The organism is Streptomyces sp. NPDC002730, from assembly GCF_042888805.1.
Classification (GTDB): Bacteria; Actinomycetota; Actinomycetes; order Streptomycetales; family Streptomycetaceae; genus Streptomyces.
Genome location: NZ_JBIAQG010000017.1, coordinates 1 through 24,129, shown reverse-complemented (window position 1 = coordinate 24,129; position 24,129 = coordinate 1). Strand labels below are relative to the sequence as shown.

Here is a 24,129-nt window from a genome sequence, read left to right as displayed (position 1 = left end):
CCTTGGCGTTGATGCGGTGAAGGGGTGAAGGGTGTCAGCCGGTCCAGGTCCAGTCGGCGATCTCGGGCAGGTCGGTGCCGTGTTTGCGGATCCATGCGTGGTGGCGGGTGCGGGCGTCGGCCATCTGCTGGCGTACGGCGGCGGCCCGGACACCGAGGCCTGGGACGCGTTCGATGACGTCCATGACCAGCCGGAAGCGGTCCATGTCGTTGCGGACGACCATGTCGAACGGGGTCGTGGTGGTGCCCATTTCCTTGTAGCCGCGGACATGGAGGTTGGCGTGTCCGGTGCGGCGGTAGGCGAGCCGGTGGATGAGCCAGGGGTAGCCGTGGTAGGCGAAGATGACCGGCTTGTCGCCGGTGAACAGTCCGTCGTACTCGAAGTCGCTCATCCCGTGCGGATGTTCCTCGCGCGGCATCAGCCGGGTCATGTCGACGACGTTGACGACGCGCACCGCGAGGTCCGGCAGGTGTCGGCGCATCAACTGCGCGGCGGCCAGCACCTCTTGGGTGGGGACATCGCCGGCGCAGGCGAGGACGACGTCCGGCTCGCGTTCATGGTTCGTGCCCGCCCAGTCCCAGATGCCGGCGCCGCGTGCGCAGTGGGCGCGGGCCTGGTCCATGGACAGCCAGTCGAAGCAGGGCTGTTTGCCCGCGACGATCACGTTGACATAGTCGCGACTGCGCAGGGCATGGTCGGCCACCGACAGCAGGGTGTTCGCGTCCGGCGGCAGATAGACACGTACGACCTCGGGGCTCTTGTTGAGTACGTGGTCGACAAAGCCGGGATCCTGGTGGGAGAAGCCGTTGTGGTCCTGCCGCCAGACATGGGAGGTCAGCAGGTAGTTGAGGGAGGCGACGGGAGCCCGCCAGGGCAGTCCCCTGGACGTCTTCAGCCATTTGATGTGCTGGTTGACCATCGAGTCGACGATATGGACGAAGGCCTCGTAGCAGGAGAACAGTCCGTGCCGGCCGGTCAGGAGATAGCCCTCCAGCCAGCCCTGGCAGAGGTGCTCGGAGAGGATCTCCATGACCCGGCCGTGTCGGGAGAGGTGTACGTCGGTCACCGTGGTCTGTGCCTGCCAGGCCTTACCGGTGGCGCCGAAGACGGCTCCCAGCCTGTTGGAGGCGGTCTCGTCGGGCCCGACGAGCCGGAAGTCACGGCGCCCCTCCGTCGCCCCCATGAGCTGTTCGAGGAGATCGCCGAGAACGCGGGTGGGCTCGTGCAGAGTCGATCCCGGCTTGTCGACGGGCACGGCGAAGCGGTCCAGCTCCGGGATCGGCAGCTCGTGTAGGAGAAGGCCGCCGTTGGCGTGCGGGGTGGCACCGAGACGCCGGGTGCCCTCGGGCACGCAGGCGAGGACGTCCGCAGTGGGCCGGCCCAGCGTGTCGAAGAGTTCCTCGGGCCGGTACGAGCGCAGCCATGCCTCCAACTGCCGCAGGTGCTGCGGGTTTTCCCGTACGCCGGCCAGCGGGACCTGGTGTGCGCGCCAGGTCCCTTCAACCGGCTGACCGTCGACCTCGGCCGGTCCGGTCCAGCCCTTGGGCGTGCGCAGGACGATGACAGGCCAGCGCGGCCGCTCCGTCACGCCCTCCTCGCGCGCGATGCGCTGCATGAGGGCGATCTGCTCCAGGGCGTGGTCGAGGGCGGCGGCCATGTCCCGGTGGACCTGGAGCGGGTCGTCGCCGGTCACATGGATCGGATCGTGTCCGTATCCCCGGAGCAGGTCATCGAGTTCGGGCTCGGGGATGCGGGACAGGACCGTCGGATTGGCGATCTTGTACCCGTTCAGGTGGAGGATGGGCAGCACCGCCCCGTCGTGGACGGGGTCGAGGAACTTGTTGGAATGCCAGGAGGCGGCGAGCGGGCCGGTCTCGGCCTCACCGTCCCCGATCACGCAGGCGACCAGCAGATCCGGGTTGTCGAGTGCCGCCCCGTAGGCGTGCGCCAGGGCGTAGCCGAGTTCACCGCCCTCATGGATGGAGCCAGGGGTCTCCGGGGCGACATGGCTGGGCACCCCGCCGGGGAAGGAGAACTGCCTGAACAGCCGGTCCATCCCGGCCGCGTCCCGGCTGACGTCCGGATAGATCTCGCTGTAGCTGCCTTCCAGCCAGGAGTTGGCCAGGACCGCCGGACCGCCGTGGCCAGGACCCCAGATACACAGGGCCGACAGGTCGCGGGCCTTGATGACGCGGTTGAGGTGGGTGTGGACGAGGTTGAGCCCCGGGGAGGTGCCCCAGTGGCCGAGGAGCCGCGGCTTGATGTGCAGGGGTTCCAGGGGCTTCCTCAGCAGCGGGTTGGCCATCAGATAGATCTGACCGGCGGCAAGATAGTTCGCCGCCCGCCAGTGAGCGTCCAGGGTGCGCAGTTCCTCGTCGGTCAGTACGGTGCTGTCCTGGTGCTTGACCTTGGGCATGAGTGACTCCGTAGGGGTGAGGAGGCGGCCATGGCCGGCAAGAAGGATCGGCCGGCGGCGCTGCCGCGCGGGCTCTACGAGCGGGAACTCCTGCGGCCGCAGACGGATCTCGTGAAGCTCCAGGAGTGGGTGCGCGCCGAGGGCGCGCGGCTCGTGGTGGTGTTCGAGGGGCGGGACGCGGCGGGCAAGGGCGGCACCATCCAGCGGGTCGCGGAGCATCTCAACCCCCGGGTCGCGCGGATCGTGGCTCTGCCCAAGCCCACCGAGCGCGAGCGCACCCAGTGGTAGTTACATCGCGCATCTGCCCGCCGCAGGCGAAATCGCACTGTTCGACAGAAGTTGGTACAATCCGGCGGGCGTCGAGCACGTCATGGGCCAGTGCACTAAGGAAGAGCACCAGCGGTTCCTCCCTCAGTGCCCGATCTTCGAGCGGATGCTCGTGGAGGACGGCGTCCTGCTGCGCAAGTACTGGTTCTCGGTGAGCGACGCGGTACAGGAGCAGCGGTTCCGCCACCGCCTGGATGACCCGACGCGGCGGTGGAAGCTCTCGTCGATGGACCTGGAGTCGATCACCCACTGGGAGGCGTACTCCCGGGCCAAGGACGAGATGCTGGTGCACACGGACATCGCGGAGGCGCCCTGGTACGTCGTGGAGAGCGACGACAAGCGCAGGGCTCGCATCAATATGATCGCCCATCTGCTCGCGTCCCTCTCCTACCACGATGTGCCCCCAACTGCGCTCGAACTGCCGCCTCGGCCGCCGTCCATCGGCCATTTACGCCCGCCGCGCGATCTGCAGACGTACGTGCCCGACCACGTGGCCGGTCTGGCGGACTGAGACCGCAGGGGGCGCTCACCCGCTCAGACCAGTTGCGGTACGACGGCCACGGGGCACACGGAGTGGTGCAGCACCGCGTGGGCGACCCGGCCGAGCTGGAGTCCAAAGTGCCCGTGCCGCCGCTGGGCGCCGACAACCAGCAGATCTGCCGCGGCCGAGGCGTTCATGAGCACCATGCGGGCGGGGCCCTCGGCCGTTGCCCGGTGCAGCTCCAAGGTGGGGTGGTCCGCTACGGCTTCACGTAGTGCCGCTTCCAGGATTTCCGCGGCCTGGCTCTCGTGGTCACGGGCGGCGTCTCCCGCGACCAGAGGATGGTCGGCCGCCTCATGCGCAGGGCAGCGCCACGCCCGGATGGCGTGCAGGGCAGCCCGGCGCCTCTCCGCCTCGCGGAACGCGAAACGCACAGCGGCCGAGCCCTCCGGGGGTTCATCGACACCGAGGACGATCCGCCGGTGGGTGCCGCTCTGCGGGTCGTGGTTGCCGCGAATGACGAACACCGGGCAGTCGGCGCGGGCGGCGACTGCCAGGCTGACCGAGCCGAGCAGCATCTCGGCGAGTCCGCTGCGGCCGCGCGAGCCAGTGACGAGGGCGAAGGCGTTGCGGCCCTCGCTCAGCAGGGCGCTCACCGTGTCTTCGGGCAAGATGTCCGTCTGAATCTTGAGGTCCGGCTCGCGACGGCGGGCGCGTTCCGCGGCGGTACCGACGATGTTCTCGGCCATGCCCCGCTCCGAGGGGCGTCCCAACTCCTCGGCGAGCGCGGCCCCTTCGTACCGCTCCCACATCGATGCGTTCACCAGGCGCAGCGGTACACCGTGCAGGGTTGCTTCGTCGGCCGCCCAGTCCACGGCCCGCAGGCTGGACTCGGATCCGTCCACGCCTACAACGAGGGGCAGCTCCATTGTCCCCACCTTCTTCCTTGTCCTTCGGAGTGCGGACTTCTCTCAGAGTTCGAAGACGATGCGGGCACGGACTGGCCCCGCAGTACGTCCTCGAAGGAGTCGTTCACCGAGGCCCGCGGCCGAGACACGGAGATCACCCGGCTGCGGCCCGCGGGCGTCCAACTGGAACACCTCGTCGAGGTCGTGTGGGCATCGCCACGCCGCTTGAGGACCTTGGCCGGGTCCGTCCAGACGCTCCTCGACTACCACAGGCTCGCTGAAGGCTCGTACGACTGCTGCTTTCATGGTCCGTTTCTCCTGGGGCGGGTCTTGGCGTGGGCTCAGTCGTGGGGGACCACCGCAACGGGCGAAGTGGCGTGGTGGAGCACGGCATGTGTGACGGGCCCGATGTGGGCGCCGAGCTGCGAACGGCGAGTACGGCGGCCGACAACGACCAGGGACGCGTCATGGGAGGCGTCCACGAGGTGGTTGGCGGGCTTGCCCGATCTCGACCGCTCGACGACCCCGACGGCCGGGAACTTCTGCCGCCAGGGACGCAGCGTCTCGGCCAGGGAGTCCGCCTCCTGGGCTGCCAGTTGGGCGTTCAACCTCGGGTCGGCAGGAAGCCCGTATGCGAAGTAGGGCGGCAAGTTCCAGCCGTGGACGACGTGCAGGGCCGTGGCACGGCGCGCAGCCGCATCGAAGGCGAACTCGATCACCGAGTCGTCCGGGTGCTCGGTGTCCAGGCCCAGCACAACGGGCCGGTCCGCAGTGGGACCGGGCGCGCGCTCGTCCTCGGCCTTCTCCTCTGCCCTTACGAGGACGACGGGCCGCTCCGTGTGGGCCACGGTTGCCATGCCGACGGACCCGACCATGAATCCGGCGACGCCGCTCAGGCCACGGGAGCCCAGGACCAGCAGCTCGGCGCCCCGGGCCTCGTCGGGCAGGACGGTGCCGGGCCGGCCGGCGACCTGATCCGCGGTGATCTCCACATCGGGGTGACGGATCCGCAGCTCGTCGGCCGTCTCGCGGGGAATACGCTCCGCCCAGTGCTGCAGCGTCTCGCCACCCAGGAGCGGAGCCTGAATGCAGGGCTGCGGTTCCCACACGTTGACGAGCCTCAGCGGCAGAGCGCGCAGCCGCGCTTCGCGGGCTGCCCATTCGGCGGCGGCCAGGCTCTCGTTCGAACCGTCCAAGCCCACGGTCACGGTGCGGGACATGATGCGTACCTCCTGGGTGGCGGGCGGATCTGTCGGACGACCCGCTTCCAGCGTCGTGGGCGGGGCGGGCGTCTTGGAGGGGCCGCAGGTCCCCGGCCGGGGCCGACCGGCCCATACCTGGGCGGCCGGCGGCCGGAGACCGGCAGCCCCCTCTTCGAATTGGCGCAGGGGGTCAGCGCAGCCAGTCGTTGCGGCGTACGAACGGCAGTCGCGCCCAGATCCGCCCGAGCCCCCAGGTCTCGCCCGCGGACGTCAGGGCGAGGGCGACAAGGGCGGCCGCATAGATGACGTGGTACTCCACGACGGGGTTGGTGGACATGCTCGGCGAGCCGTCGGACAGGTGCTGGGCAGGCGGCCTCTCCGCCAGCCACATCAGTGCCATCATCGCCGTGCCGGCGACTGCCACCAGACGCAGCGCGGTACCAGTCAGCAGGGCGGCACCGATGCCGAGCAGACCGAGCATGAACAGCCAGTCCACCCAGGCGGGGCCCCTGCCCAGTCATGGAACGTGGACTCCATGGGCCCGGCCGCGACGGAGCTCAGGAAGCCCTTGATCGGCGAGGTCCCTGCAGGACTCCCGCGGCCCGATGCACCGGACCTGGGCGAGCTGCCGCACCTGCTGGTGCCCGCTCTCGGCGTCCTCCTCGTCGCCTACACCGATGTGATCCTCACGGCGAGGGCCTTCGCGGCACGCGAAGGCGGCCAACGGCTCGACGCCGACCAGGAGCTGCTGGCCCTGGGCGCGGCGAACCTCGGCGCCGGCGTACTGCACGGCTTCCCGGTGGGCAGTAGCGCCAGCCGTACCGCGCTCGCCGATTCGACTGGCCTCCTTCCGCCGCCGGGAACTGCTGCTGGCGCTCGGCTGCCTGGCCGGCGTGCTGGCCCTGGACATCCTGTACGGCGTGCTTGTGGCGGTCGGCCTGTCTGGCCGAGCTTTTGGCGCGGGTGGCCCGGCCGCACGACGCCGTCGAGGGCCTGGTGCCCGGTGTGGCCGGGATGCACGACGTGGACGACTATCCGCAGGCCCGCACCATCCCCGGGCTGCTCGCCCACCGCTACGACTCGCCGCTGTTCTTCGCCAACGCCGAGGACTTCAGACTCCGCGCCCTGGCCTCGGTGGACGAGCAGGAAGGTCGCGTCTCGTGGTTCGTCCTCAACAACGAGGCCAAATGTGTGAGGTGGACATCACCACGCTGGACTCGGTCGAATCGTTGCGCGACGAACTGACCCGTCGCGGCATCGTCTTCGCACTCGCCCGGGTGAAGCAGGACCTGCGCGAAGATCTGGACGCGTACGGGCTGACCGAATCGGTCGGCCGCGACAGGATCTTCCCCACTCTGCCGACCGCCGTGGCCGCATACCAGCAGTGGAGTCGCGCCCAGGGGAGCGACCAGGCTCAGTGACCACCCGGCGAGCCGCGCCAGCGAACCCTTACGCGGCCGCACACGGCCCCCGCAACACACACGGCGGAGGCCCGCCGTGACCGGCGAGCGCATCGCCAGGCGCGCCGAGGTCTTCGGCACGGTCCAAGGCGTGGGCTTCCGCCCGCAGGTGCACCGTCTGGCGACCGGCCTGGAGATGTGTCTGGTCATTCCTGGCCGGGTCCTTGAGGTCCACGACTCCGGCGGACTGCGCCGAGGCCGGAACATACGTCACCGTCCATGTCGGATTCGCGATCACGACTGTCGACGAGGCGGAGGCCGAGCGGACGCTCGGGGTGCTGCGCGCGATGGCGGACGCCGTCACCGGCGAGCTGGGCGAGCCGCTGCCTCAGGCGCCCCGGGACAGACCGGACGCGCCCTGAGGGCCGGTCGGCCCCGCTCACTGGCCCGGCCGACCCCTGCGGCCGGCCGTGCTCCCGCCTGAGTCTGGACGTGGATTCACCACGAGGAAGGCACCGTCATGACGCAGATCCACACCACCGCGAGTACCGCCCGGCAGGTGCACGCGCTCCTGACGGACGGCACGACAGTACGGATACGGCAGGCGGAGCCGGCCGATCACGACGCCGTCCTGGCCCTGTACGAGGGCATGTCGGCGGAGAATCTGCGGCGACGCTTCTTCACGGTGAGCCACCTGTCCGCCGAACAGGCGGCCGACCGACTCACCCGGCGCGACCGGTCCGGCTACCGCGCTCTGGTCGCGGAGAGCGGCGGGCGGTTCGTCGGACTCGCCGAGTACGAGGCCATACCGGAATCGGCGACGGCCGAGATCGCACTCAGCGTCGCAGACGACTGGCACCACCGGGGCCTGGGGACCCTGCTGCTGGAGCATCTTGTCGACGCCGCCCGCCAGGCGGGGATCACCGCCTTCGCGGCCGACGCACTGGCCGAGAACCACGAGATGCTAAAGGTGTTCGCCGACCTCGGCCTGCGTACGACCCGCCACTTCGACGGTCCCGAAGTGCGCTGCACGGTCCAACTCGCGGTGGACGAGCACTACTTGTCGGCGGTCGACAACCGGGCAAGCACCGCCGACGTGGCCAGCCTGCAACCACTGCTGCGGCCCCGCACAGTCGCCGTCGTCGGCGCGGGCCGCAAGGCGGGCTCGGTCGGCCGGGCCGTGCTGCGCAATCTGCGGAGCGGTGGCTTCGCCGGCCGTTTGGACGCAGTCAATCCGCATGCGGACGCGATCGAGTGGGTGAGCTGCCACCACTCCGTGACCGAGCTGTTTTCCCGCCCGATCTCGCCGTGCTCGCCGTCCCCGCGGCCGCCGTCCCGCAGGCCGCCGAGGACTGCGGAAAGCTTGGCGCGAGGGCGCTGCTGGTGGTCTCCTCCGGCCTCGACGCCCAACAGGCGGCCGCGCTGCTCGCCACGTGCCGTGCGTACGGGATGCGGCTCGTCGGCCCCAACTGCCTCGGTCTGGCCAACACCGACCCGGATCTGCGGCTGAACGCCACCTTCGCCGCCGACCGCCCCCTGGCGGGCACGGCCGGAGTCGCCGTGCAGTCCGGAGGGGTGGGCATCGCGCTGCTCGACGGGCTGTCCCGGCTCGGCATCGGGGTGTCCACCTTCGTCGCGCTGGGCGACAAATACGACGTCAGCGGCAACGACATGCTGCAGTGGTGGGAGAGCGACGGGCAGACCGACCTCGCTGTGCTGCACCTTGAATCCTTCGGCAATCCGCGCTCATTCTCGCGAACAGCGCGGCGGGTGGCCCGCACGATGCCGATCCTTACCGTGGACGCCGGGCGCTCCGAGGCCGGTCGCCGGGCCGCCGCCTCCCACACCGCGGCGGCAGCCACGCGGACCATGACCCGGCAGGCCCTGTTCACCCAGGCCGGAATCATCGCGACCCGCACGATCGGCGAACTCCTCGACAGTGCGGCGCTGTTGTACTCCCAGCCGCTGCCGTCCGGCTCCTCGGTCGCCATCGTCACCAACGCGGGCGGGGCAGGCGTACTGGCCGCCGATGCCTGCGCAGAGGCCGGGCTGAAGATTCCCGAGCTCGGCAGCGAGCTGGTCGCCGAGCTGCTGACCGGGCTGCCCGCGGGGGCCTCCGCCACCAATCCCGTCGACGCCACCGCCGCCGTCACCGAGACGCAACTGCAGGAGTGCGTCGACCGGCTCGCGGCGCACGGGGCCGTGGACGCCGTGCTGGTGGTGCTGGTCCCCACCGCGGTCGCCGCGGCGACCGGCGACGATCTCGTCCGGGCCCTGTCCCCCGGCCCGGACCACCGTCGCTCCCGAACGATCGCCGCGGTCCTTCCCGCCCAGGCGGCACGGGGCGAGCTGCTGCCCACCGCGGGCGGCGGATTCGTACCCGCCTACTCCGACGCGGCGGACGCGGCCCGCGCCCTGGCACACGCCGTGACGTATGCACGCTGGCGCGCCCGCCCGGAGGGCACGGTCCCCGAGCTCGCGGACGTGGACACCGCGGCGGCGAAAGCAATGGCCGACGGCTTCCTCGCCGAACACCCCGACGGGGGCTGGCTCGACCCCCGTGCGACGGCCGAACTCCTCGGCCACTACGGCATCCCGCAGATTCCATGGGAGTGGGCCGAGGACGAAGAGGCCGCCGTCGCCGCCGCGGCACGGCTGGCGGGACCTGACGGGCGGGTCGTGATGAAAGCCCACTGGCCTGGCCTGATCCACAAGAGCGAGCAGCGCGCCGTCCACCTCGATCTTCAAAATGCCTCGCAGGTGCGGGCTGCACACCGAGATCTGGTCACCCGATTCGGAGACCTGATGACCGGAGTGGTCGTCCAGCCGCTCGCCGAACGCGGCATCGAGCTCTTCGCCGGTGTCGTTCAGGACGAAGTCTTCGGCCCGCTGGTCCTGTTCGGCCTGGGCGGCACGGCGACCGAGCTCCTGGCCGATCACGCGGCCCGGCTCGCCCCGCTGACCGACCACGACGTGCACGACCTCATCACCTCGCCGCGCTGCGCGCCGCTGCTCTTCGGCTACCGCGGCGGCGGTGCCGTCGACCTCGAAGGGCTGGAGCAACTGCTGCTGCGGCTGTCCCGGTTGGCCTGTGATCTTCCGCAGCTCGCCGAGGCCGATCTCAACCCCGTGGTCGCCCGCCCGGGCGGCATCACGGCCCTGGACGTCCGCGTCCGGCTGGTGCCGCGGCGAGCCCGCGACCCGTATCTGCGCCGGCTGCGCTGAGAGGAGCCATGGACATGAAGCACATGAAGATCGGTTCACTGATGGTCGATGACGTCGTCAAGGCCGAGTACGACACTCCGTTCAAGGAAGTCGCCCGGCTCCTCGGCGAGCACCACATCAGCGGACTGCCGGTGGTCGACGAGGACGAAAAGGTCATCGGGGTGATCTCGGAGACCGACCTGATGGCCCGGCAGGCCGAGGGACCGGCTCCGGACGAGCGGGGACGACCGCACTGGCTCAGCCGGCTGCACATCTCCAAGGGGAACGATGCGGACAAGGCCCATGCCCGTGACGCGGGCACCCTGATGTCCGCGCCTGCCATCACCGTGCGGGCCGAGTCGAGCATCGCGGAGGCCGCCAGGACCATGGCGCAACGCCGGATCGAGCGGCTGCCCGTGGTCGACGAGGAGGACCGGCTGGTCGGCATCGTCACCCGCCGGGATCTGCTCCAGGTCTTCCTGCGGCCGGACGAGGAGATCCGCCGCGCGATCGTGGACGAAGTGATCGTCAACGCTCTCTGGCTCGCCCCGGAGACCGTGACGGTCGACGTGAGCGAAGGCGTCGTCACGCTCAGGGGCCAGTTGGAGCGGCGTAGCGAAATACCGATTGCCCTGCGAATGGCCAGCCAGGTGGACGGAGTCGTTGCCGTCGTCGACGAGCTGACGTACCGCACGGACGACTCGCATCTGCGGCCCGACGAGCCGGCCGTCCACGGCGTCGGCGAAGAGTGGCTGCGCAGGCTGTGAGGAGGTGTCCGGATGAACGCGAGAGTACTTGTCGCCTACGGCACGAAGAACGGCTCGACTGCAGAGATCGCCGGCGTCATCGCCGACGCCCTGCAGCAGGAGGGGCTGCGCTCCGAGGCGCGGCCGGCGGCGGAGGCCCGCGATGTCTCGGGGTACGAGGCGGTGGTGCTCGGCGGTGCCCTGTACGCGGGCCGCTGGCACCGAGACGCCGTACGCTTCGCCCGCCGCCACGAGCACGCCCTGGCCGAGCGCCCGGTGTGGCTGTTCAGCAGCGGTCCGCTGGACACCTCCGCGGGCGAGCGCGACATCCCTGCAGTGCCGAGCGCTGCCCGCGCGGCGACCCTGCTCGACGCCCGGGAGCACGTCACCTTCGGCGGCCGGCTCGAGGAGGGAGCCCGGGGCTTCATCGCCCGGATGATCGTCAAGCAGGGGCGGGGCGGTGACTTCCGCGACATGGAGCGGATGCGGGCCTGGGCCCGCAGCATTGCCAAGGAAATCAGCAAAGGGGCGGGGCCGGCATCGCCGACATGAGGCTCGCCCCTGATTCCGCCCCCGCTCGCCGTCCGCTTCCTCCTTGCGGACGCCACCAACCATGCCCGCCCGGCTCGGAGTTGTTCCTCGTGCGACTCCCGCGCCGCTGGGACAACCGGCCCGGCCCACCACAAGCCGAAGGAGATCGCACCATGACCGATGTCCACCCGACGTTCCGCCTCGACCTGGGCGGCGAGGAACAGGAGCCGCGACTGTGATCACGGCACTCCTCGCTGTCTTCCTGATTGCCCACGGCCTTGTCCATCTAGCGGTATGGGCCGGACCGGCCGGCCCCCAGCGCCCCATGTCGTTTTCGCCGACGCATTCATGGATCCTTGCGGAATCCGGTCTGCCGCGGTCGGCGGTCAACGTCTCCGCCGTGTCCCTCGCCGCCGTCACCGCGCTGCTGTACGTAATCGCCGGCGCGGCGGCGGCCGCACACAGCGGCGGCTGGCCGGACGCCGCCGTCGCCGCGGCCGTGTCCGGCCTGGTCCTCAAGGCGGTGTGGTTCAACCCCTGGCTCCTGTTGGGTGCCCTGCTGGACGCGGGGGTCCTCGCCGCCGTCTTCGGCCAGTGGCCGGCCTCGCTCTACTGAGCAGCGTGGGCGCCCCCTGCTGGGCGGCGGGGCCGCACGGCCTGCGACTGGGGACATTCGGCCCCCAGCGGCGCCCGTGGAGAAGGACTGATGCTGGAGGCAATCCGCATGAAGGGAGGCCATCGTGTCCGTGCCCGCTCTCGACACATCGACCGTGGCCGCACTGGCCGGCAGCCCGGCGGACGCGGGCCGCGCGATCACGTCCCCGCTGATGTGGGGGTGGGGGTGGCACTCGATAAGCCGGTCCAGCGCTTGGCGCAGAGTGAGGCGCGCCCTGTCCCGTGGGACTTGAAGCTCCGGCAGGGTCGCGCCGTCACCCGCCATTCCTTCCCAGGCGTGCACAAGACGCAGGGGCCGCCCGCGCAGAAGGGCTTCCCTTGCCGCCCAGTGGGCAGCGGCCAGGCTCTCGGGGGATCCGTCGATTCCCACGACGACCGGTCGAAGCATCATCCGCAACTCCGTCCCGCTCAACTGTGGGACTCGTATCTCCCTTCCATCACATACCGACGCGGGGTGCGACACAGGGTGTCGAGGTTTCCCTGTTGAGGGCCGAACGACCCAGGCCAAGGGCCGGGCGGCCCGTAGTGGCGGTGCGGCGGCTGCCGGACGCTGAGGGTGTGAGCCTCGTAGTCACGTCCAAGGGGACGACATGGATGACACAGCGGCAGTCGCCGTACTCGACAGGACCGGACTCGACGCGCTCGTCAGGCTGCTCGTGTCCCAGGGGCGCACTGTCGTCGGACCCACGGCCCGGGACGGAGCGGTCGTCCTCGCCGAGCTGGCCTCCGCCGACGAGCTGCCCTTCGGGTGGGGCGTCGAGCTGGAGACCGGTCACTACCGGCTGCGCCCCCGCGACGACGGGTCAGCCTTCGCGCACAGCGCGGAGCCCCAGTCGTGGAAGACGTTCCTCCACCCGCAGCGGGAGAAGCTGTGGAGCGCGGACCGTGGACCCGACGGTGAGCTGACGGTACGGGCCGAGGAACCACCTCCGAGCCCGTATGCATTTCTGGGCGTACGGCCCTGCGATCTGCGGGCCATCGCGATCCAGGACCGGGTACTGGCCGGCGGCCGGTACCGCGACGACGGGTACGCGGGGCGACGGACGGGCGCGCTGCTGATTGCCGCCGAATGCACCGAGCCCGGGGCCACATGCTTCTGCACGTCCATGGGCTCCGGGCCCGCAGCCGACGCGGGCTTCGATCTGGCGCTCACCGAGATCGTGGACGGTGCCGGCCGTTTCCTCGTACGCACCGGGAGTGAGGAAGGTGCGGCACCGCTCGCGCCGCACCGGCCCGCCGCCCCGGAACCGAGGCCGACGCACGCGCCGCCGTCGCCGGAGCCGCAGACCGGATGTACCGGTCCCTGCCGCCCGTCGACCTACGGGCGCTCATGAGCGCGAGTGACCGACCGGACCAGGAGGGCACCATGCACGGCACCCCGTACATCGTGAGAGATGTGATGACCCACGCTGTCGTCGCCGTCAGCCGCCAGGCGACGTTCAAGGAAATCGTGCAGACCATGGAGCGGTGGAAGGTCAGCGCCGTTCCGGTCCTGGAAGGCGAGGGCCGGGTGATCGGCATCGTGTCCGAGGCCGACCTGCTGCCCAAGGAGGAGTTCCGGGAGCGCGACGCGGACCGCTACACCCAGCTGAGGCGGCTGCCCGATCTCGCCAAGGCCGGAGCAGTGACGGCCGAGGAGCTGATGTCCGCCCCTGCCGTCACCACCCACCCGAGCGCGCCCCTCCCACAGGCTGCACGGGTCATGGCGCAGCGCAAGGTCAAGCGACTGCCTGTCGTCAACGACATAGGTGTGCTCGAGGGCATCGTCAGCCGCGCAGACCTGTTGAAGGTCTTCCTGCGGGACGACAAGGACATCGCAGAAGAGGTCCGCAAGGACGTGGTGGGCCTCCTGTTCCCCTCGCAGCCGGAACCAGTCCGGGTGAAGGTGGAGGAAGGCGTGGTGACCCTCACGGGACGCATCCGCGACACCGCCCTCGTTCCCGTCGCAGCCCGCCTGGTGCAGGCCGTCGAGGGCGTGGTGGATGTGGAGTTCGACCTGACGAGCCCGCACCGGCACCCCGACGCGGCCGAGGGCGCACAGGCTTCGTCATGAAGTACCTCGACGGGTGCCGCGATCCGGCTCTCGCCCGGCAGCTGCTGGACGAGCTGCACGGGACCGCGACCGCGCCCTGGCAGATCATGGAGGTGTGCGGCGGGCGGACCCACACCCTCGTCCGCCAGGGCACCGACGAACTGCTGCCCGCCGGCATCCGGATGGTGCACGGACCCGCCTGCCGGGCCCGGTCCAGGGTCACCAACGGGGGTGACGCACACGGCGAGGAAGACGACCTCGCGGTCCGGGAATTCGGCGGCCAGACGTACGGCGTCCATGGGTGTGTAGACGACCCTGCCCAAGGCAGGTGCCCATCAACGCCATGCCAGGGCTGCGTAAGGAGGGCCTGCTCGGGGGCTCAGGCCTCAGACGGCGGCCGCCGACGCGAGGGGCCGCTGGTCCGTGGCAGGCGGGCTGACCGGGGCCTCTCACAGGCTCAACTAGGGCCGGTCGGCCCTAGTACTCCTGCCCGGGTAGGGCAATGATCGTTGCAGTCGCAGTGCGGGAGAGATCACAACCGAGGGGCTCGTCATGACCGAGGCACCGACATTCACGGCGGAGGATCCGGTACGAGTGTTCCTCGTCGACGACCATGAGGTCGTACGCCGTGGGCTGACAGATCTCCTCGACGCCGAGCCGGACATCACCGTGGTCGGTGACGCGGGCAGCGTCGAACAGGCGCTGGCGCGCGGTCCGGCGCTGCGCCCGCACGTGGCCGTGCTCGACGTGCGCCTGCCCGACGGCGACGGTATCGGGGTTTGCCGCGAACTACGCAGTCGTATGCCGGAGTTGGCCTGTCTGATGCTGACTTCGTTCGACGAGGAGGATGCCCTGCTCGACGCGATCATGGCTGGCGCCTCCGGGTATGTGCTCAAACAGATCAAGGGCTCCGACCTGGTGTCGGCGGTGCGCACGGTTGCTTCGGGCCAGTCCATGCTCGATCCCGCGACGACGGCCCGGCTGATGAGCAGCCTGCGGGTGGAGCCGAACAGCTCCGAGGCCGTGCCGCCCGCGCTGGCGGGCCTGTCCCCGCGTGAGCGGGACATTCTCGCCTTGATCGGAGAGGGGCTCACCAACCGGCAGATCGGCAAGCGGCTGTATCTGTCCGAGAAGACGGTGAAGAACCACATCTCCCGCCTGCTGGCCAAGCTGGGCGTTCACCGCCGCGTCCAGGCCGCGGTCCTGGCGACCCAACTGGAGCAGCACGAGGCCCCAGGCCACCCGTCCCGCTGAAACGCCGAAAGCGTATGGGCCGCCAGCCGGGGTCGGATTGGTGTGCGGATGCCGTGACCGTCCCGGGCACTGGGCGTGACTCAGGTCCCTGGATCCGTGGTCACGAACCTGCGGCCTGGGCATGTGCACCACCGTGGCATCGGCGGCGTCCTCCTTCTCACGGCGGAGGTTCTCCACCTCGATCGACAGTTCCACGGTGGTGCGGCGCAGGAACGCGGTCAACTGCTGTTGCTGCTAGCTGTTGCTTCGCCTCCTCCAGCTCCTCGACCCTCATTCCCTCCGTCTTCGTCCAAGATCGCCGTCAGCCCAGAAGTGCGCCGCCGGCCACTCTCCGATCGTGCCGAAGTTCTCGCTGGTCAGATCGATAAGCATCAAACAGAACGCCACCGCCGCGGCCGAAACAGGTGCCTTCCCGTCACCTCCCCAAGCGGGCGGAGCAGTTGGAGGAAAACGCCCCCATGGCGCGCACCACGCCGCCGTCATTCAGCGGCTCAAGGAGGACGGACGAGCAACGGTTTGCAGCATGAACGACACTTTCCGTAACGATCGAGTCTCAGGTCGGTCGCGCCAGCCCTCGGGATTCACGTCGCCGCCAGATCGGCCGAGTGTCGCTGATCACCCTTCGGCAGCAGCGCCCAGTACAGGTCTCCCGAGGCAAGGGCCACGTTCCATGAGGCGAGGGGGCCGAACGCCGCCAACTGGTCGAGCACAGGGAACAGAGCCGCGGGAGCGAGCCCACACTCACGTGCGATCCGGTCCATCTCGGCGCACCCGCGACCGGCCGAGGATTCCGCGTGTGCCGCTAGGCAGAGGGCGAACAGTCGCAGGGGCGGGTCGCCGGCGCCCACACAGCCGTCCCTTGCCGCACGCAGCGCCCAGTCAGCAGCACTCCTGCGGTCCGGACGAGCGGGTCGCTGAGCAAACAACCCGCCGTCGAGGATCTGGGCGACCACCACCCTGACGGCAACGTCCAGGGAAGTCGGCGTTCTACAAAGCCACCTTGCCTGCTCCAGCTCACTCCACGGGGCCGGATCGCGGCTGAGGCGAAGACTTCGCAGGACCCCGGCCGGCAACCGGACCTGCCCCTTGGAGTCCATACGCAGTGCGCACTGCACAGCGAGCAGGCGGGCCGCAGCCCCGGTGTGGCTCGGCAAGGCTGCGGCCAGGTAGCTGAGCATCTCCCGCACCCGAATCTGGTCGCCCGGTCCTTTGGGCAGTCGCTTGCGGCGGCGACAGTCGCTGGCAGACGAGGTCGCGGCCACGCGCAGGAGGGTTTCCGGAACCACGGCGGCCTGCGCCGTCATCGACGCACAGGCCGTGCACGCATCGGCAAGCCGCCAGAGCCGTCCACCCCGCTCGCGCGCGAGAAGCAGACGGATAGGGCCGGCGCAGCCGCGGTGACGGGGGTGCCAGTGGCAGCCTCGTTCATGGCACTGACAGGTGCGCATGTGCGACGGCAGAACGTCTCGCCGGGCGTGCCCAGCCAGATGCTCCAGCGCTACGGAGCGCGCGGATGCGGCAGCACGCCCCGGTGGTCGCACTGCTGACACACTAGCTGCGGTCCGCCGGAGCCGGGCCGCAGCTCCACAGTCCAGGCACGCCGCACTGCTGGGCATGTTGTGCGGAGCCTCATAGGGCGCGCGCCTCCTCCCAAATCCTGTTCCGCGCCGTTGTCCGCTCAAGAAAGAGCGACGGCCAGCACACGGTAGTGCAGACCTCTGCCCTCTCGTCCGCGCTGCCACCTGGGGAAATAGGGCAGAGGTCTGCACTGACAGGGCAGGGGTCTGCCCCGTCGGATGGTCAGGTGACGATCTTTCCGCCCGATCCGGACTTCGAGGCACTCCGCCTGGAGCTCGCGCGCCTGCGGGCGGCCCAAGGATGGAGCTACGACGAGCTCGCCGCCCGTAGCGGCCTCGCCAGACGGACTCTTATCGAGATTGAACAGGGCCGCACGATCGGGACTCTGAAGACCTGGCACGCCCTCGCACACGCCCTGAGCACCCCGCTCGACGAACTCTTCGCCACCTTGCGCAACGGACACCAACCCCCGGAAAAGCCCGACAACTGACAGCCCTCAGGACGGCAAGTGCCAACCACCCGAATCGGCGACTCGGCACGAACGCGTGATCGCACGATCGATAACCAGTCTCATCAGATGCGGCCGTCCGGGGGACACCTGCGGTAGTGGCGCCGATTGAACGGCGTGTTGGCTGGCAGGTTCGCCCGCATGCGTTCCACACCCCCTTCTCCGCGTCGTTGGGATGGCAGCCTCATCCATGTCCGCGCGAGGCGTTACCTTCGTGTAAATGCCGACGGCGCCAGTCGACTGCTGCGGTGCGGTCAGAGTGACCGCTGCCGGGATTGCGGCAACCGAATCGAGTGGTACCACCGCACCAACGAGCGGCTCATCCACCTGCATCCACACGAGCTGCCCGCCGGGAACGTGCCCGCTACTTGCCACTGGCACGTCAGCTCCGGTGTCGCCCATCCCGCGGGCGACGGCAGCGGCTGGTGCCGCCTGCCGCACGCCATGCTGTGCCCTGCCCGCGACGGCCTTCCGACCATCCCCGAGTTGGCAGGACTGCGCCGCGCTCTGGCGGTCAACACCCGCCGCCTGATCGACACGGCGCATTCGTTCCCCCGTCCATCAAGCCGAATACCGAAGCCTTGTCGGCGACTGTCTGTCGACCGGCCCGCCCTGTCGTGCAACTCCTGTACGTCCGCTACCTCGCCAACCGCCCAGTGGACGAGATCCAGTGCGTGGCCCAGACCCGACGCCGTCACCGCTGCACAAGTCCGGTGCTCACACCTGACACCCGGGCAGGCGTCTGGATTCTCGCGCCCACCACCGCGACGCACGGCCAGCTACCTTTGCCCGGCGCGGTCATGGCCGTCTACGCGCTCACCGGTCTGTCCTAGGCCGAGCAACTGCGCTGGAGGGCCCAACGCTGCCCCGAACATGCCGCCATTCCCGCCGCCGCCGACGCGGTGGTGGCCGAGTGGGAGCCCTTCGACCCGCTCATCCACCACGAGCACATCCACACCCGGCTCCCGACACTCACCCGACGTCAGGGACCTGCCGACCGGAACCGGAAGGCGACACAGCCGTGACCGCGCACCACGCGATTGAGATCGCCCTGACCCGACCTGCCACCGGCTGAGAGCTGCGTATTGCACGTCGTGCCGTGCCTCTGGGCGCCAACACCGAGCGTACCCGGCTGCTGGCCCTGCAGCGCGCCAAGACTCCAGGGCGCGCGCTGCGAGTACTTCGACATCGACTCGATGCTCTGTTGCCCATCGACGTCCTGACCACCCATTACCCGGACCGACAGGGCTGTGTCCTGCTGAACTTCGCTCTCAGTCACACCGCCCGCACTGCCATCCGCCACGCTGCGGCAGCCCGCAGCCAACGGCCCCAGGACTTCCTGAGCCAAACCGTGACCGATGCCGTCGCCCTACACAAAGAAGAGCGCGCCCGACGCCTGATGACCCAGATGGAAGGGCTGCTGGCCCAGCACACCCCGGAAGAACTGCTGCTCTGCGCAACGAGCACTCTCCTCAGCCATCACAACCGCCTGCAAAGCGGCAAGTCCTCCCCCACCCCTTCCTGAGGAGCCTTTGTGCCCACCCCGACCGACGAACAGGTCCAAGCCGCCGACACCTTCCGAGCAGGACACCACCTCGTCCTGCAAGCGGGAGCCGGTACCGGCAAGACCACCACCCTCGCGATGCTCGCCGCCAGCACCAAACGACGCGGTCGTTACCTCGCCTTCAACAAGGACATCGCTCGTGACGCCGCCACACGCTTCCCCCGTACGGTGATGTGCAAGACGGCCCATGCGACCGCGTACGCAGCACTCGGCCACCGCTATGCAAGTCGACTCAACGGCCCCCGCCAGCCTGCCTGGAGAACCGGCCATGCCCTCGGCATCACCCGGCCCGCGTCACGCCACAGGGGTGCATCGCGATCCCGCGTGGCAGGGCGTCGAGGCCCTCGGCGAGCTCGAACAGCAGCCGGTACGGGCCCGCCTGGGCGGCGAGCTGCTTCAGCTCGGGCAGTTCGGCGAGCGCGGCGGTGATGTCGCAGGCGCGGATGTGCGGGAACGATTTGGCGATCCGGTCCACGTCCGCGGGCGGGATGCCGAGGGCGAGGCCCGTGTCGCGCAGGGCGTGCCGGGCCCGGTAGGTCTCCGGCACGCCGGTGACGGCGACCCGCTCCAGCCCGAACCGGTCAATGATCTTGTCGTAGACCTCGAGACGCCGGGCAGACTCCACGTCGATGTCGATGTCCGGCAGCGAGGCGCGGCGCACCGACAGGAACCGCTCGAACAGCAGCCGGTGATCGAGCGGATTCGCGGTGGCGATCATCAACGCGTGATTGACCATGCTGCCCGCTCCCGAGCCGCGGGCAGCGATGCGGATGCCCATCTCCCGGACGTCGGCCACGACTTGGGCGACAGTCAGGAAGTAGGTGTCATACCGAAGCTCGGCGATGACGGCGAGCTCCCCCTCCAGACGCTGGAACATCCGCCACAAACTCTGGGTCGGTCAGCACGTCCATGCGCCCGAACAGCAGCTCGATCTGTCCCGCACCCCCGATGTCGTTCGAGCCCAGCAGCAGTGCTGGCGCCTTCGCCGACACCATGGCCCGACCCTCATCGACATCTGCGAGGAAGTCACCGCGAAACTCTGGGCCGGCCTTGCCCACCGCCACTACCGGCTCGTCCACCGGGCCGAACTCCTTCACGACCTGGCCCGAGGCAAGGGGCGAGAAGCCGAGCCGGACATCAAGGCACCCTGGCTCACAGCAGCCGGGTTCCCCGAACGCGTCGCGCTGATCCACATGTTCACGTCTCCCCGCTGGAGGAAACTGACGATGAGCGATGACTTCTACGTCTCCGCGGACAGCATCGCCGAGTTCCACCAGCGCTTTCCTACCGAGAGCCCTCTTCGCGGCACGAGCCGCATCTGGCTCACGAAGTCCGTCAAGACTTCAGCCGCGGAGATCGAGTACCGACTCGGCAACCCCGAAGGCATCGCCACACTCCTCGGCAACGACCAAGACCGCGCCAGCGATGTGATCTACGAACGGATCTCCCATTCGATGCAGGTCCTGCCGGAAGAGTGCTCGAAGGTAGTACTTGAACGGGGTGCCCGTCTCCAGAGCATCCGTCACAGCGCGGACGAACTCGGTCAGGCTTGAGCCCCAGAGGGTGCCTTCCAGATCGCCGGAGCCAATGCCCATCTCATACACGTGCCCGTACGTGGGCCCAGGCCGGTGGTCGACGAACGCGACACCTCCGTCGTTGGGCAGCGCGAACGGCACACAGAGATGCAGATGACCAGCGAGGTCTTCTTCATCCCACAGCTCGACCTCGGTGTTGTCCTCGCCGACGTCCACGAGAATCTTGTGCATCGATGCCATCTCAGCGGTCGAGCCGAGCCGATGGCCCAGCGGCAGAATGTTGCCAGCCGGGAAAACTCCTGGCTCGGGTCCTCTGTTCGGCTCGGGCTCGATAACACCGTTCCGCCGCTCCAGCCCCCTGAGCTCAGGATGAAGGGCGAAGCCCAGCTGCTTCTCCAGCTCAGCGATCTCAGCAGCCGTTGCCGGCGGTCGAAGTGCGGCGTGATCCGCTGGCGACTGGGCGGCCAGCCACGACTCGAACCGGGCCCATGCCTGATCAAACAGAACAAGATTTATCGACGTCATGGGCAGACGATAGACGGCGGGTCTGACAAGACTGGCTGCCCGGCTACCAGGCTCACGGCTGATGCAGATGCCCGGATTTCCAAAGACAGGTGCCAAGCAAGCTGTCTCACCCAACTCCGGGCATCGCAGCTCATCCGCCCAAGTTGCCCGGACTTAGAGGTCGTCTCGTTTGGTGCTGAAGTGACTGGAGTTGGGCTCGATCGGTTCAGGCGTTCAGAGGGACGAAGATCCCGGCATCAGTGGCTGCCATTTTTGAGCCAAGTTGTGATCTGCTCTCACTCGTGATCCAGATAGAAGCAAGCTGGCGGCGCAGCACTCCGAATGCGGCGTTCGTCTCCATATGGTGCGTGTTTTGCTGACCGACCGATGCAATCTGCGGTGCACGTACTGCATGCCCGATGAGAGCCTGCAGTGGCCCCCGAAGCGTGATCGGCTCAGCGATGATCGCCCGAGGTCCGCCTCACCCGGGGGGAGAGCCGTTGCCGCAGCGCGTACTGGTCGGGTCGGGGAGTACTGCGCACCCTGTCACCCGCACGTTCTGCACCTTCTGCGACCGCTACCGGCATGGGGGGTAGCAAACGACTACGAGCTTCGTCCCATCGAGCAGATGCCGCTGGTTGCCCGGACTTGGAGGAGTCGATAGGTCTTCACCTGCCCTTCAACGGGAGCTCATGCCCGCCTTGAGCCCGCTGCCCGCCGCCGGCGGACAGTTCCCGCTCTACGGGATCCCTGCCTGATCTCCCGGGCGGAAGAACCACTGCCAGGTGAACTGGAAGTTGTACCGCTGCATGTCGATCGACCACGACCGGTCACCGACCACATAGATCCTGCGCTCCACGCCGCCGATCAGGTCCTCCGTCGCCAGACCGTCGGGAGCCCGCTGCAGCGACAGGCTCGCCATCCGCTGCACCGGCACATGGCCCGGCCATCCGGCTAACGCCTCTTCCGCTGACGTCGCCCCTGCAGGGGGCGGCTTTGTCCACGCGAGAGTTTCGACCGCACCGGCCGCTTCTAGAGCGATCCGCATGCTCAAAACGAAAGTGGCAGCTGAGGGACGGTTAGCACCGCCGTGAGGGCGTAGAAGCCGGTAACGTTCCTCCTGTCGATGTGGGGTGGGATGACCCACGACGAAGGGCCCAACCCGGGTGCCACCGGGTCAGGCCCTCGCGATGCAGTCAGTGAGCCCGGCCGTCTACGCATCGGCCGGGCTCACATTGTGAGCGGCCAAAACGTCCGGACCCCCGCGCGAATCACGGGCAGCTACTGCACAAGCTGGCCCGCACAGCCGACGATCGCCACGAACAACCCCATCAGCGCGATCCCGACCTGCCATCGTTCAAAGCCGGTCCACCGCCGGCCCCGCTTCGTCTCGTGATCAGCCATACGCACAACTCCCTCCCAGTGCGACGCTGGACAGCCACAGAGGGAGCTGCCCGGCGTTTCCGTCGCTCCGACGGGGATGCGGAGCGCACACAAAGTATGCCAAGGGGAACGGAGAGCAGTGCACCGGAACATCATGATTGATCTGAGCTTTTCCTGAGCATTGAGAGCCCAAGGATCAGCTCTGCTCCCGCTTCGGGACGTCCTTCGCGAAGGCGTCGGCCGCCGTCCGGATTCCGCGGCGGACCCGGTGGTGGACTCGGTCGGCGAGTCCGGCGGGGGCTGGTCGGCAGGCTGCTCGGGTACCGGAGCGATCATCGGCCGGGACGGCGCGGGCACAAACGTCGGCGGCAGCGAGGGAGCGTTCTCCCGGCCCGCGTTGGCGATCACTACGGCGACATAGGGCAGCACCAGACCGAGCACCAGAGCCACGATGGCCACATGGCGTTCCACGTTCCACAGGGTGGCGGCGAGGATCACCGACAGGGTCCGTACTGACATCGAGATCACATAGCGGCGCTGCCGGCCGCGCACATCGTCGGCGAGTCGCTGCCGGGCGCCGGTGATCCGGAAGACCTCCGCGTGTCCGTGCTTCCGCATCGCGTTCCACCGTACGCCGCCACTGCGACGCCTACGAGGAGAGGAGTCCCCGGCCGTACCGCGTATGGCGCCGGCGTCCGCCGTACGGCGGACGGGCCGAGACTGACGGCGTAACTGCTCACGTGGATAGAGAGCCGTACGAGGAGGGAGCCGTGGGCTGGTTGTGGGCGATCATCGTGGGACTTGTGCTGGGCCTGATCGCCAAGGCGATCCTGCCCGGGAAGCAGCACATCCCTCTCTGGCTGACCACCATTCTCAGCATCGGCGGTGGCCCGTGCTCCGTCCCGGGACCCCGGGGCGGAGCACAAGCAGGCACGGTCAGCCGCCGATGACCTGACGGGTCAGCCGGTGACCTCGACCGCGGCCAGGTTCTTCCTTCCGCGGCGCAGCACCAGCCAGCGGCTGCTCGGCGCAGAGATCAGGGCCATGGGCGCCCAGCAGATCGACGGGCGACTCCTTGAACCGGAAGTTGTTCACATCGCCGACCACCTCACCGCTCTCCACGGCGTACCGAGAAGATGCTGCCGCGCGATTGGGGCGACCCGAGGACCTGACGCGCTCGGCCTGTTCTTCAAGGTCAACACGGTCCAGATGCCCGACTTGGCGACCAGCCGTGTCCGTGTAGGAATTGTTCTCCTGGACGGTGAGAAGCTGTGTCTGAGCCCGACACGACAACTCCGGGGCTCGCCGATCAGGGCGCCGGTACGGAACCGCACAGCCCGGCGTTGACCCCAACATGAATGACACGGTCGCGGTTGCCATGGTCACCGGCGGGTTCACCTTGCTGGCATCCGCCACCTCCAGCTGGTTCGCCATGCGAGCAGCTGGCCGACAAGTGGCTCAGCAGCTGCGCATAGCTCAGTAGGACAGGGCAGACAGTCGCGCAGCCGGTCAACGGGAGGTCCAGCGCGAGCTGTATCGGCGGTTTTTGCAGCAGGCGATGGACGCGGCCAGGTTCGTTTTCGCTCTGCGGCCGTCGGCAGACCTTGCGCACGAAGAGTTCGAATCGGCGGCGCGGCGGGCCCGGGAGGCGATCGGGGAACTGTCCGCGGTCGAGGCGCTGATCACGCTGGAGGGCCCGGCGGAGATGACGGACGCGGCCGAGAAGGTCATCAGCGCGCTGCGCTACGAGCACAGTGCCGCGCGTGCTTTGCACTTGGACAACGGACCTAAGACGTCATCTCATTTGGTGAGTCTGCGGTAGCAGATGAGGGTGCAGGCGATGCTGGTGAAGGCGAGGAAGTGGTCGGCTTTGCGTTCGTA

18 protein-coding genes and 14 pseudogenes are annotated in these 24,129 nt (G+C 69.0%); 20 read left to right on the top strand and 12 right to left on the bottom strand.

The genetic code is table 11. From position 1 onward, the window contains the following. Positions 1–34: 34 nt before the first annotated feature. Positions 35–2,416: a phosphoketolase gene (locus ACFYXH_RS35555; protein ID WP_389572013.1), complete on the bottom strand. Its 2,382-nt coding sequence runs from the start codon at positions 2,414–2,416 to the stop codon at positions 35–37. Positions 2,417–2,446: 30 nt separating this feature from the next. On the opposite strand from ACFYXH_RS35555, the pseudogene ppk2 reads away from it, so the two are divergent. Beyond that, positions 2,447–3,254: pseudogene (ppk2, locus tag ACFYXH_RS35550) on the top strand (polyphosphate kinase 2). Positions 3,255–3,277: 23 nt separating this feature from the next. Here the strand turns inward: ppk2 and ACFYXH_RS35545 are convergent. The 3 genes and pseudogenes from ACFYXH_RS35545 to ACFYXH_RS35535 all read right to left on the bottom strand — a co-directional run. Continuing rightward, a complete protein-coding gene (locus ACFYXH_RS35545) occupies positions 3,278–4,153 on the bottom strand; it encodes a universal stress protein (RefSeq protein WP_389572010.1) in 876 nt (291 codons plus the stop codon). Between the two features lie 320 nt (positions 4,154–4,473). Beyond that, the gene (locus ACFYXH_RS35540) at positions 4,474–5,352 is read right to left on the bottom strand and encodes a universal stress protein (RefSeq protein ID WP_389572007.1); all 879 of its coding nucleotides are present in this window, start codon (positions 5,350–5,352) and stop codon (positions 4,474–4,476) included. Between the two features lie 172 nt (positions 5,353–5,524). After that, positions 5,525–5,940: pseudogene (locus ACFYXH_RS35535) on the bottom strand (hypothetical protein); the annotation flags it as partial. On the opposite strand from ACFYXH_RS35535, the pseudogene ACFYXH_RS35530 reads away from it, so the two are divergent. The 7 genes and pseudogenes from ACFYXH_RS35530 to ACFYXH_RS35500 all read left to right on the top strand — a co-directional run. Beyond that, positions 5,903–6,755: pseudogene (locus ACFYXH_RS35530) on the top strand (SulP family inorganic anion transporter); the annotation flags it as partial. The pseudogenes ACFYXH_RS35535 and ACFYXH_RS35530 sit on opposite strands and share 38 nt — an antisense overlap. Positions 6,756–6,958: 203 nt before the next feature. After that, on the top strand, positions 6,959–7,156 hold the full coding sequence (locus ACFYXH_RS35525; protein WP_389572005.1) for a HypC/HybG/HupF family hydrogenase formation chaperone: 198 nt from the start codon (positions 6,959–6,961) through the stop codon (positions 7,154–7,156). Positions 7,157–7,254: 98 nt separating this feature from the next. Then, positions 7,255–9,959: pseudogene (locus ACFYXH_RS35520) on the top strand (GNAT family N-acetyltransferase). A gap of 14 nt (positions 9,960–9,973) precedes the next feature. Beyond that, positions 9,974–10,705 (top strand): CBS domain-containing protein, encoded by a 732-nt coding sequence (locus ACFYXH_RS35515; RefSeq protein ID WP_389572002.1) that lies wholly within the window; start codon positions 9,974–9,976, stop codon positions 10,703–10,705. A gap of 12 nt (positions 10,706–10,717) precedes the next feature. Further along, positions 10,718–11,236, top strand: a complete 519-nt coding sequence (locus tag ACFYXH_RS35510) for a flavodoxin domain-containing protein (protein WP_389572000.1) — start codon at positions 10,718–10,720, stop codon at positions 11,234–11,236. A gap of 89 nt (positions 11,237–11,325) precedes the next feature. Then, positions 11,326–11,454 (top strand): hypothetical protein, encoded by a 129-nt coding sequence (locus ACFYXH_RS35505; protein ID WP_327322647.1) that lies wholly within the window; start codon positions 11,326–11,328, stop codon positions 11,452–11,454. Further along, entirely contained in the window at positions 11,451–11,831 is a 381-nt protein-coding gene (locus tag ACFYXH_RS35500) for a hypothetical protein (protein ID WP_389572524.1), read from the top strand. The genes ACFYXH_RS35505 and ACFYXH_RS35500 overlap by 4 nt, the downstream gene beginning before the upstream one ends. Before the next feature lie 303 nt (positions 11,832–12,134). On the opposite strand, the pseudogene ACFYXH_RS35495 reads toward ACFYXH_RS35500, so the two are convergent. Further along, positions 12,135–12,278: pseudogene (locus ACFYXH_RS35495) on the bottom strand (universal stress protein); the annotation flags it as partial. A gap of 202 nt (positions 12,279–12,480) precedes the next feature. Between ACFYXH_RS35495 and ACFYXH_RS35490 the strand changes: the two are divergent. From ACFYXH_RS35490 to ACFYXH_RS35475, 4 genes and pseudogenes are all read left to right on the top strand, one after another. Then, a pseudogene (locus tag ACFYXH_RS35490) lies at positions 12,481–13,232 on the top strand (4Fe-4S ferredoxin); the annotation flags it as partial. 24 nt (positions 13,233–13,256) lie between these two features. Continuing rightward, a complete protein-coding gene (locus ACFYXH_RS35485) occupies positions 13,257–13,943 on the top strand; it encodes a CBS domain-containing protein (RefSeq protein ID WP_389572492.1) in 687 nt (228 codons plus the stop codon). Continuing rightward, a pseudogene (locus ACFYXH_RS35480) lies at positions 13,940–14,125 on the top strand (hydrogenase formation protein HypD); the annotation flags it as partial. The gene ACFYXH_RS35485 and the pseudogene ACFYXH_RS35480, both read left to right, overlap by 4 nt. A 349-nt stretch (positions 14,126–14,474) precedes the next feature. Then, on the top strand, positions 14,475–15,176 hold the full coding sequence (locus ACFYXH_RS35475; protein ID WP_389571998.1) for a response regulator: 702 nt from the start codon (positions 14,475–14,477) through the stop codon (positions 15,174–15,176). Between the two features lie 581 nt (positions 15,177–15,757). Here ACFYXH_RS35475 and ACFYXH_RS35470 read toward each other — a convergent pair. Next, positions 15,758–16,438: a hypothetical protein gene (locus ACFYXH_RS35470; RefSeq protein ID WP_389571995.1), complete on the bottom strand. Its 681-nt coding sequence runs from the start codon at positions 16,436–16,438 to the stop codon at positions 15,758–15,760. 542 nt (positions 16,439–16,980) lie between these two features. Between ACFYXH_RS35470 and ACFYXH_RS35465 the strand changes: the two genes are divergently transcribed. From ACFYXH_RS35465 to ACFYXH_RS35445, 5 genes and pseudogenes are all read left to right on the top strand, one after another. Further along, the gene (locus ACFYXH_RS35465; protein WP_389571992.1) at positions 16,981–17,244 is read left to right on the top strand and encodes a helix-turn-helix transcriptional regulator; all 264 of its coding nucleotides are present in this window, start codon (positions 16,981–16,983) and stop codon (positions 17,242–17,244) included. Between the two features lie 159 nt (positions 17,245–17,403). Beyond that, positions 17,404–17,739: pseudogene (locus ACFYXH_RS35460) on the top strand (DUF6083 domain-containing protein); the annotation flags it as partial. A 140-nt stretch (positions 17,740–17,879) separates the two neighbouring features. Next, on the top strand, positions 17,880–18,095 hold the full coding sequence (locus ACFYXH_RS35455) for a hypothetical protein (RefSeq protein ID WP_389572522.1): 216 nt from the start codon (positions 17,880–17,882) through the stop codon (positions 18,093–18,095). Between the two features lie 371 nt (positions 18,096–18,466). Then, positions 18,467–18,787: a hypothetical protein gene (locus tag ACFYXH_RS35450; protein ID WP_389571990.1), complete on the top strand. Its 321-nt coding sequence runs from the start codon at positions 18,467–18,469 to the stop codon at positions 18,785–18,787. Between the two features lie 9 nt (positions 18,788–18,796). Beyond that, positions 18,797–19,117 (top strand): annotated as a pseudogene (locus ACFYXH_RS35445) (DNA helicase); the annotation flags it as partial. Positions 19,118–19,121: 4 nt separating this feature from the next. Here ACFYXH_RS35445 and ACFYXH_RS35440 read toward each other — a convergent pair. The 3 genes and pseudogenes from ACFYXH_RS35440 to ACFYXH_RS35430 form a co-directional block, all read right to left on the bottom strand. Continuing rightward, positions 19,122–19,694 (bottom strand): annotated as a pseudogene (locus tag ACFYXH_RS35440) (DNA polymerase III subunit alpha); the annotation flags it as partial. Then, positions 19,651–20,100: a hypothetical protein gene (locus tag ACFYXH_RS35435; RefSeq protein ID WP_389571987.1), complete on the bottom strand. Its 450-nt coding sequence runs from the start codon at positions 20,098–20,100 to the stop codon at positions 19,651–19,653. The pseudogene ACFYXH_RS35440 and the gene ACFYXH_RS35435, both read right to left, overlap by 44 nt. A gap of 69 nt (positions 20,101–20,169) precedes the next feature. Continuing rightward, entirely contained in the window at positions 20,170–20,886 is a 717-nt protein-coding gene (locus ACFYXH_RS35430; protein WP_389571984.1) for an SMI1/KNR4 family protein, read from the bottom strand. A gap of 340 nt (positions 20,887–21,226) precedes the next feature. Here ACFYXH_RS35430 and ACFYXH_RS35425 point away from each other — a divergent pair. Then, positions 21,227–21,331, top strand: a pseudogene (locus ACFYXH_RS35425) (GTP 3',8-cyclase MoaA); the annotation flags it as partial. Between the two features lie 300 nt (positions 21,332–21,631). Here ACFYXH_RS35425 and ACFYXH_RS35420 read toward each other — a convergent pair. Beyond that, positions 21,632–21,826, bottom strand: a pseudogene (locus ACFYXH_RS35420) (TldD/PmbA family protein); the annotation flags it as partial. A 745-nt stretch (positions 21,827–22,571) separates the two neighbouring features. Further along, a pseudogene (locus ACFYXH_RS35415) lies at positions 22,572–22,866 on the bottom strand (DUF3099 domain-containing protein); the annotation flags it as partial. Between the two features lie 152 nt (positions 22,867–23,018). Between ACFYXH_RS35415 and ACFYXH_RS35410 the strand changes: the two are divergent. Further along, a pseudogene (locus ACFYXH_RS35410) lies at positions 23,019–23,138 on the top strand (GlsB/YeaQ/YmgE family stress response membrane protein); the annotation flags it as partial. Between the two features lie 46 nt (positions 23,139–23,184). Here the strand turns inward: ACFYXH_RS35410 and ACFYXH_RS35405 are convergent. Beyond that, positions 23,185–23,682 carry a hypothetical protein gene (locus ACFYXH_RS35405; RefSeq protein ID WP_389572520.1) on the bottom strand — a complete coding sequence of 166 codons (498 nt, stop codon included), beginning with the start codon at positions 23,680–23,682 and terminating at the stop codon, positions 23,185–23,187. A gap of 124 nt (positions 23,683–23,806) precedes the next feature. Here ACFYXH_RS35405 and ACFYXH_RS35400 point away from each other — a divergent pair, with 124 nt between their 5' ends. After that, positions 23,807–24,070, top strand: a complete 264-nt coding sequence (locus ACFYXH_RS35400; protein WP_389571981.1) for a hypothetical protein — start codon at positions 23,807–23,809, stop codon at positions 24,068–24,070. Positions 24,071–24,129 lie beyond the last annotated feature (59 nt).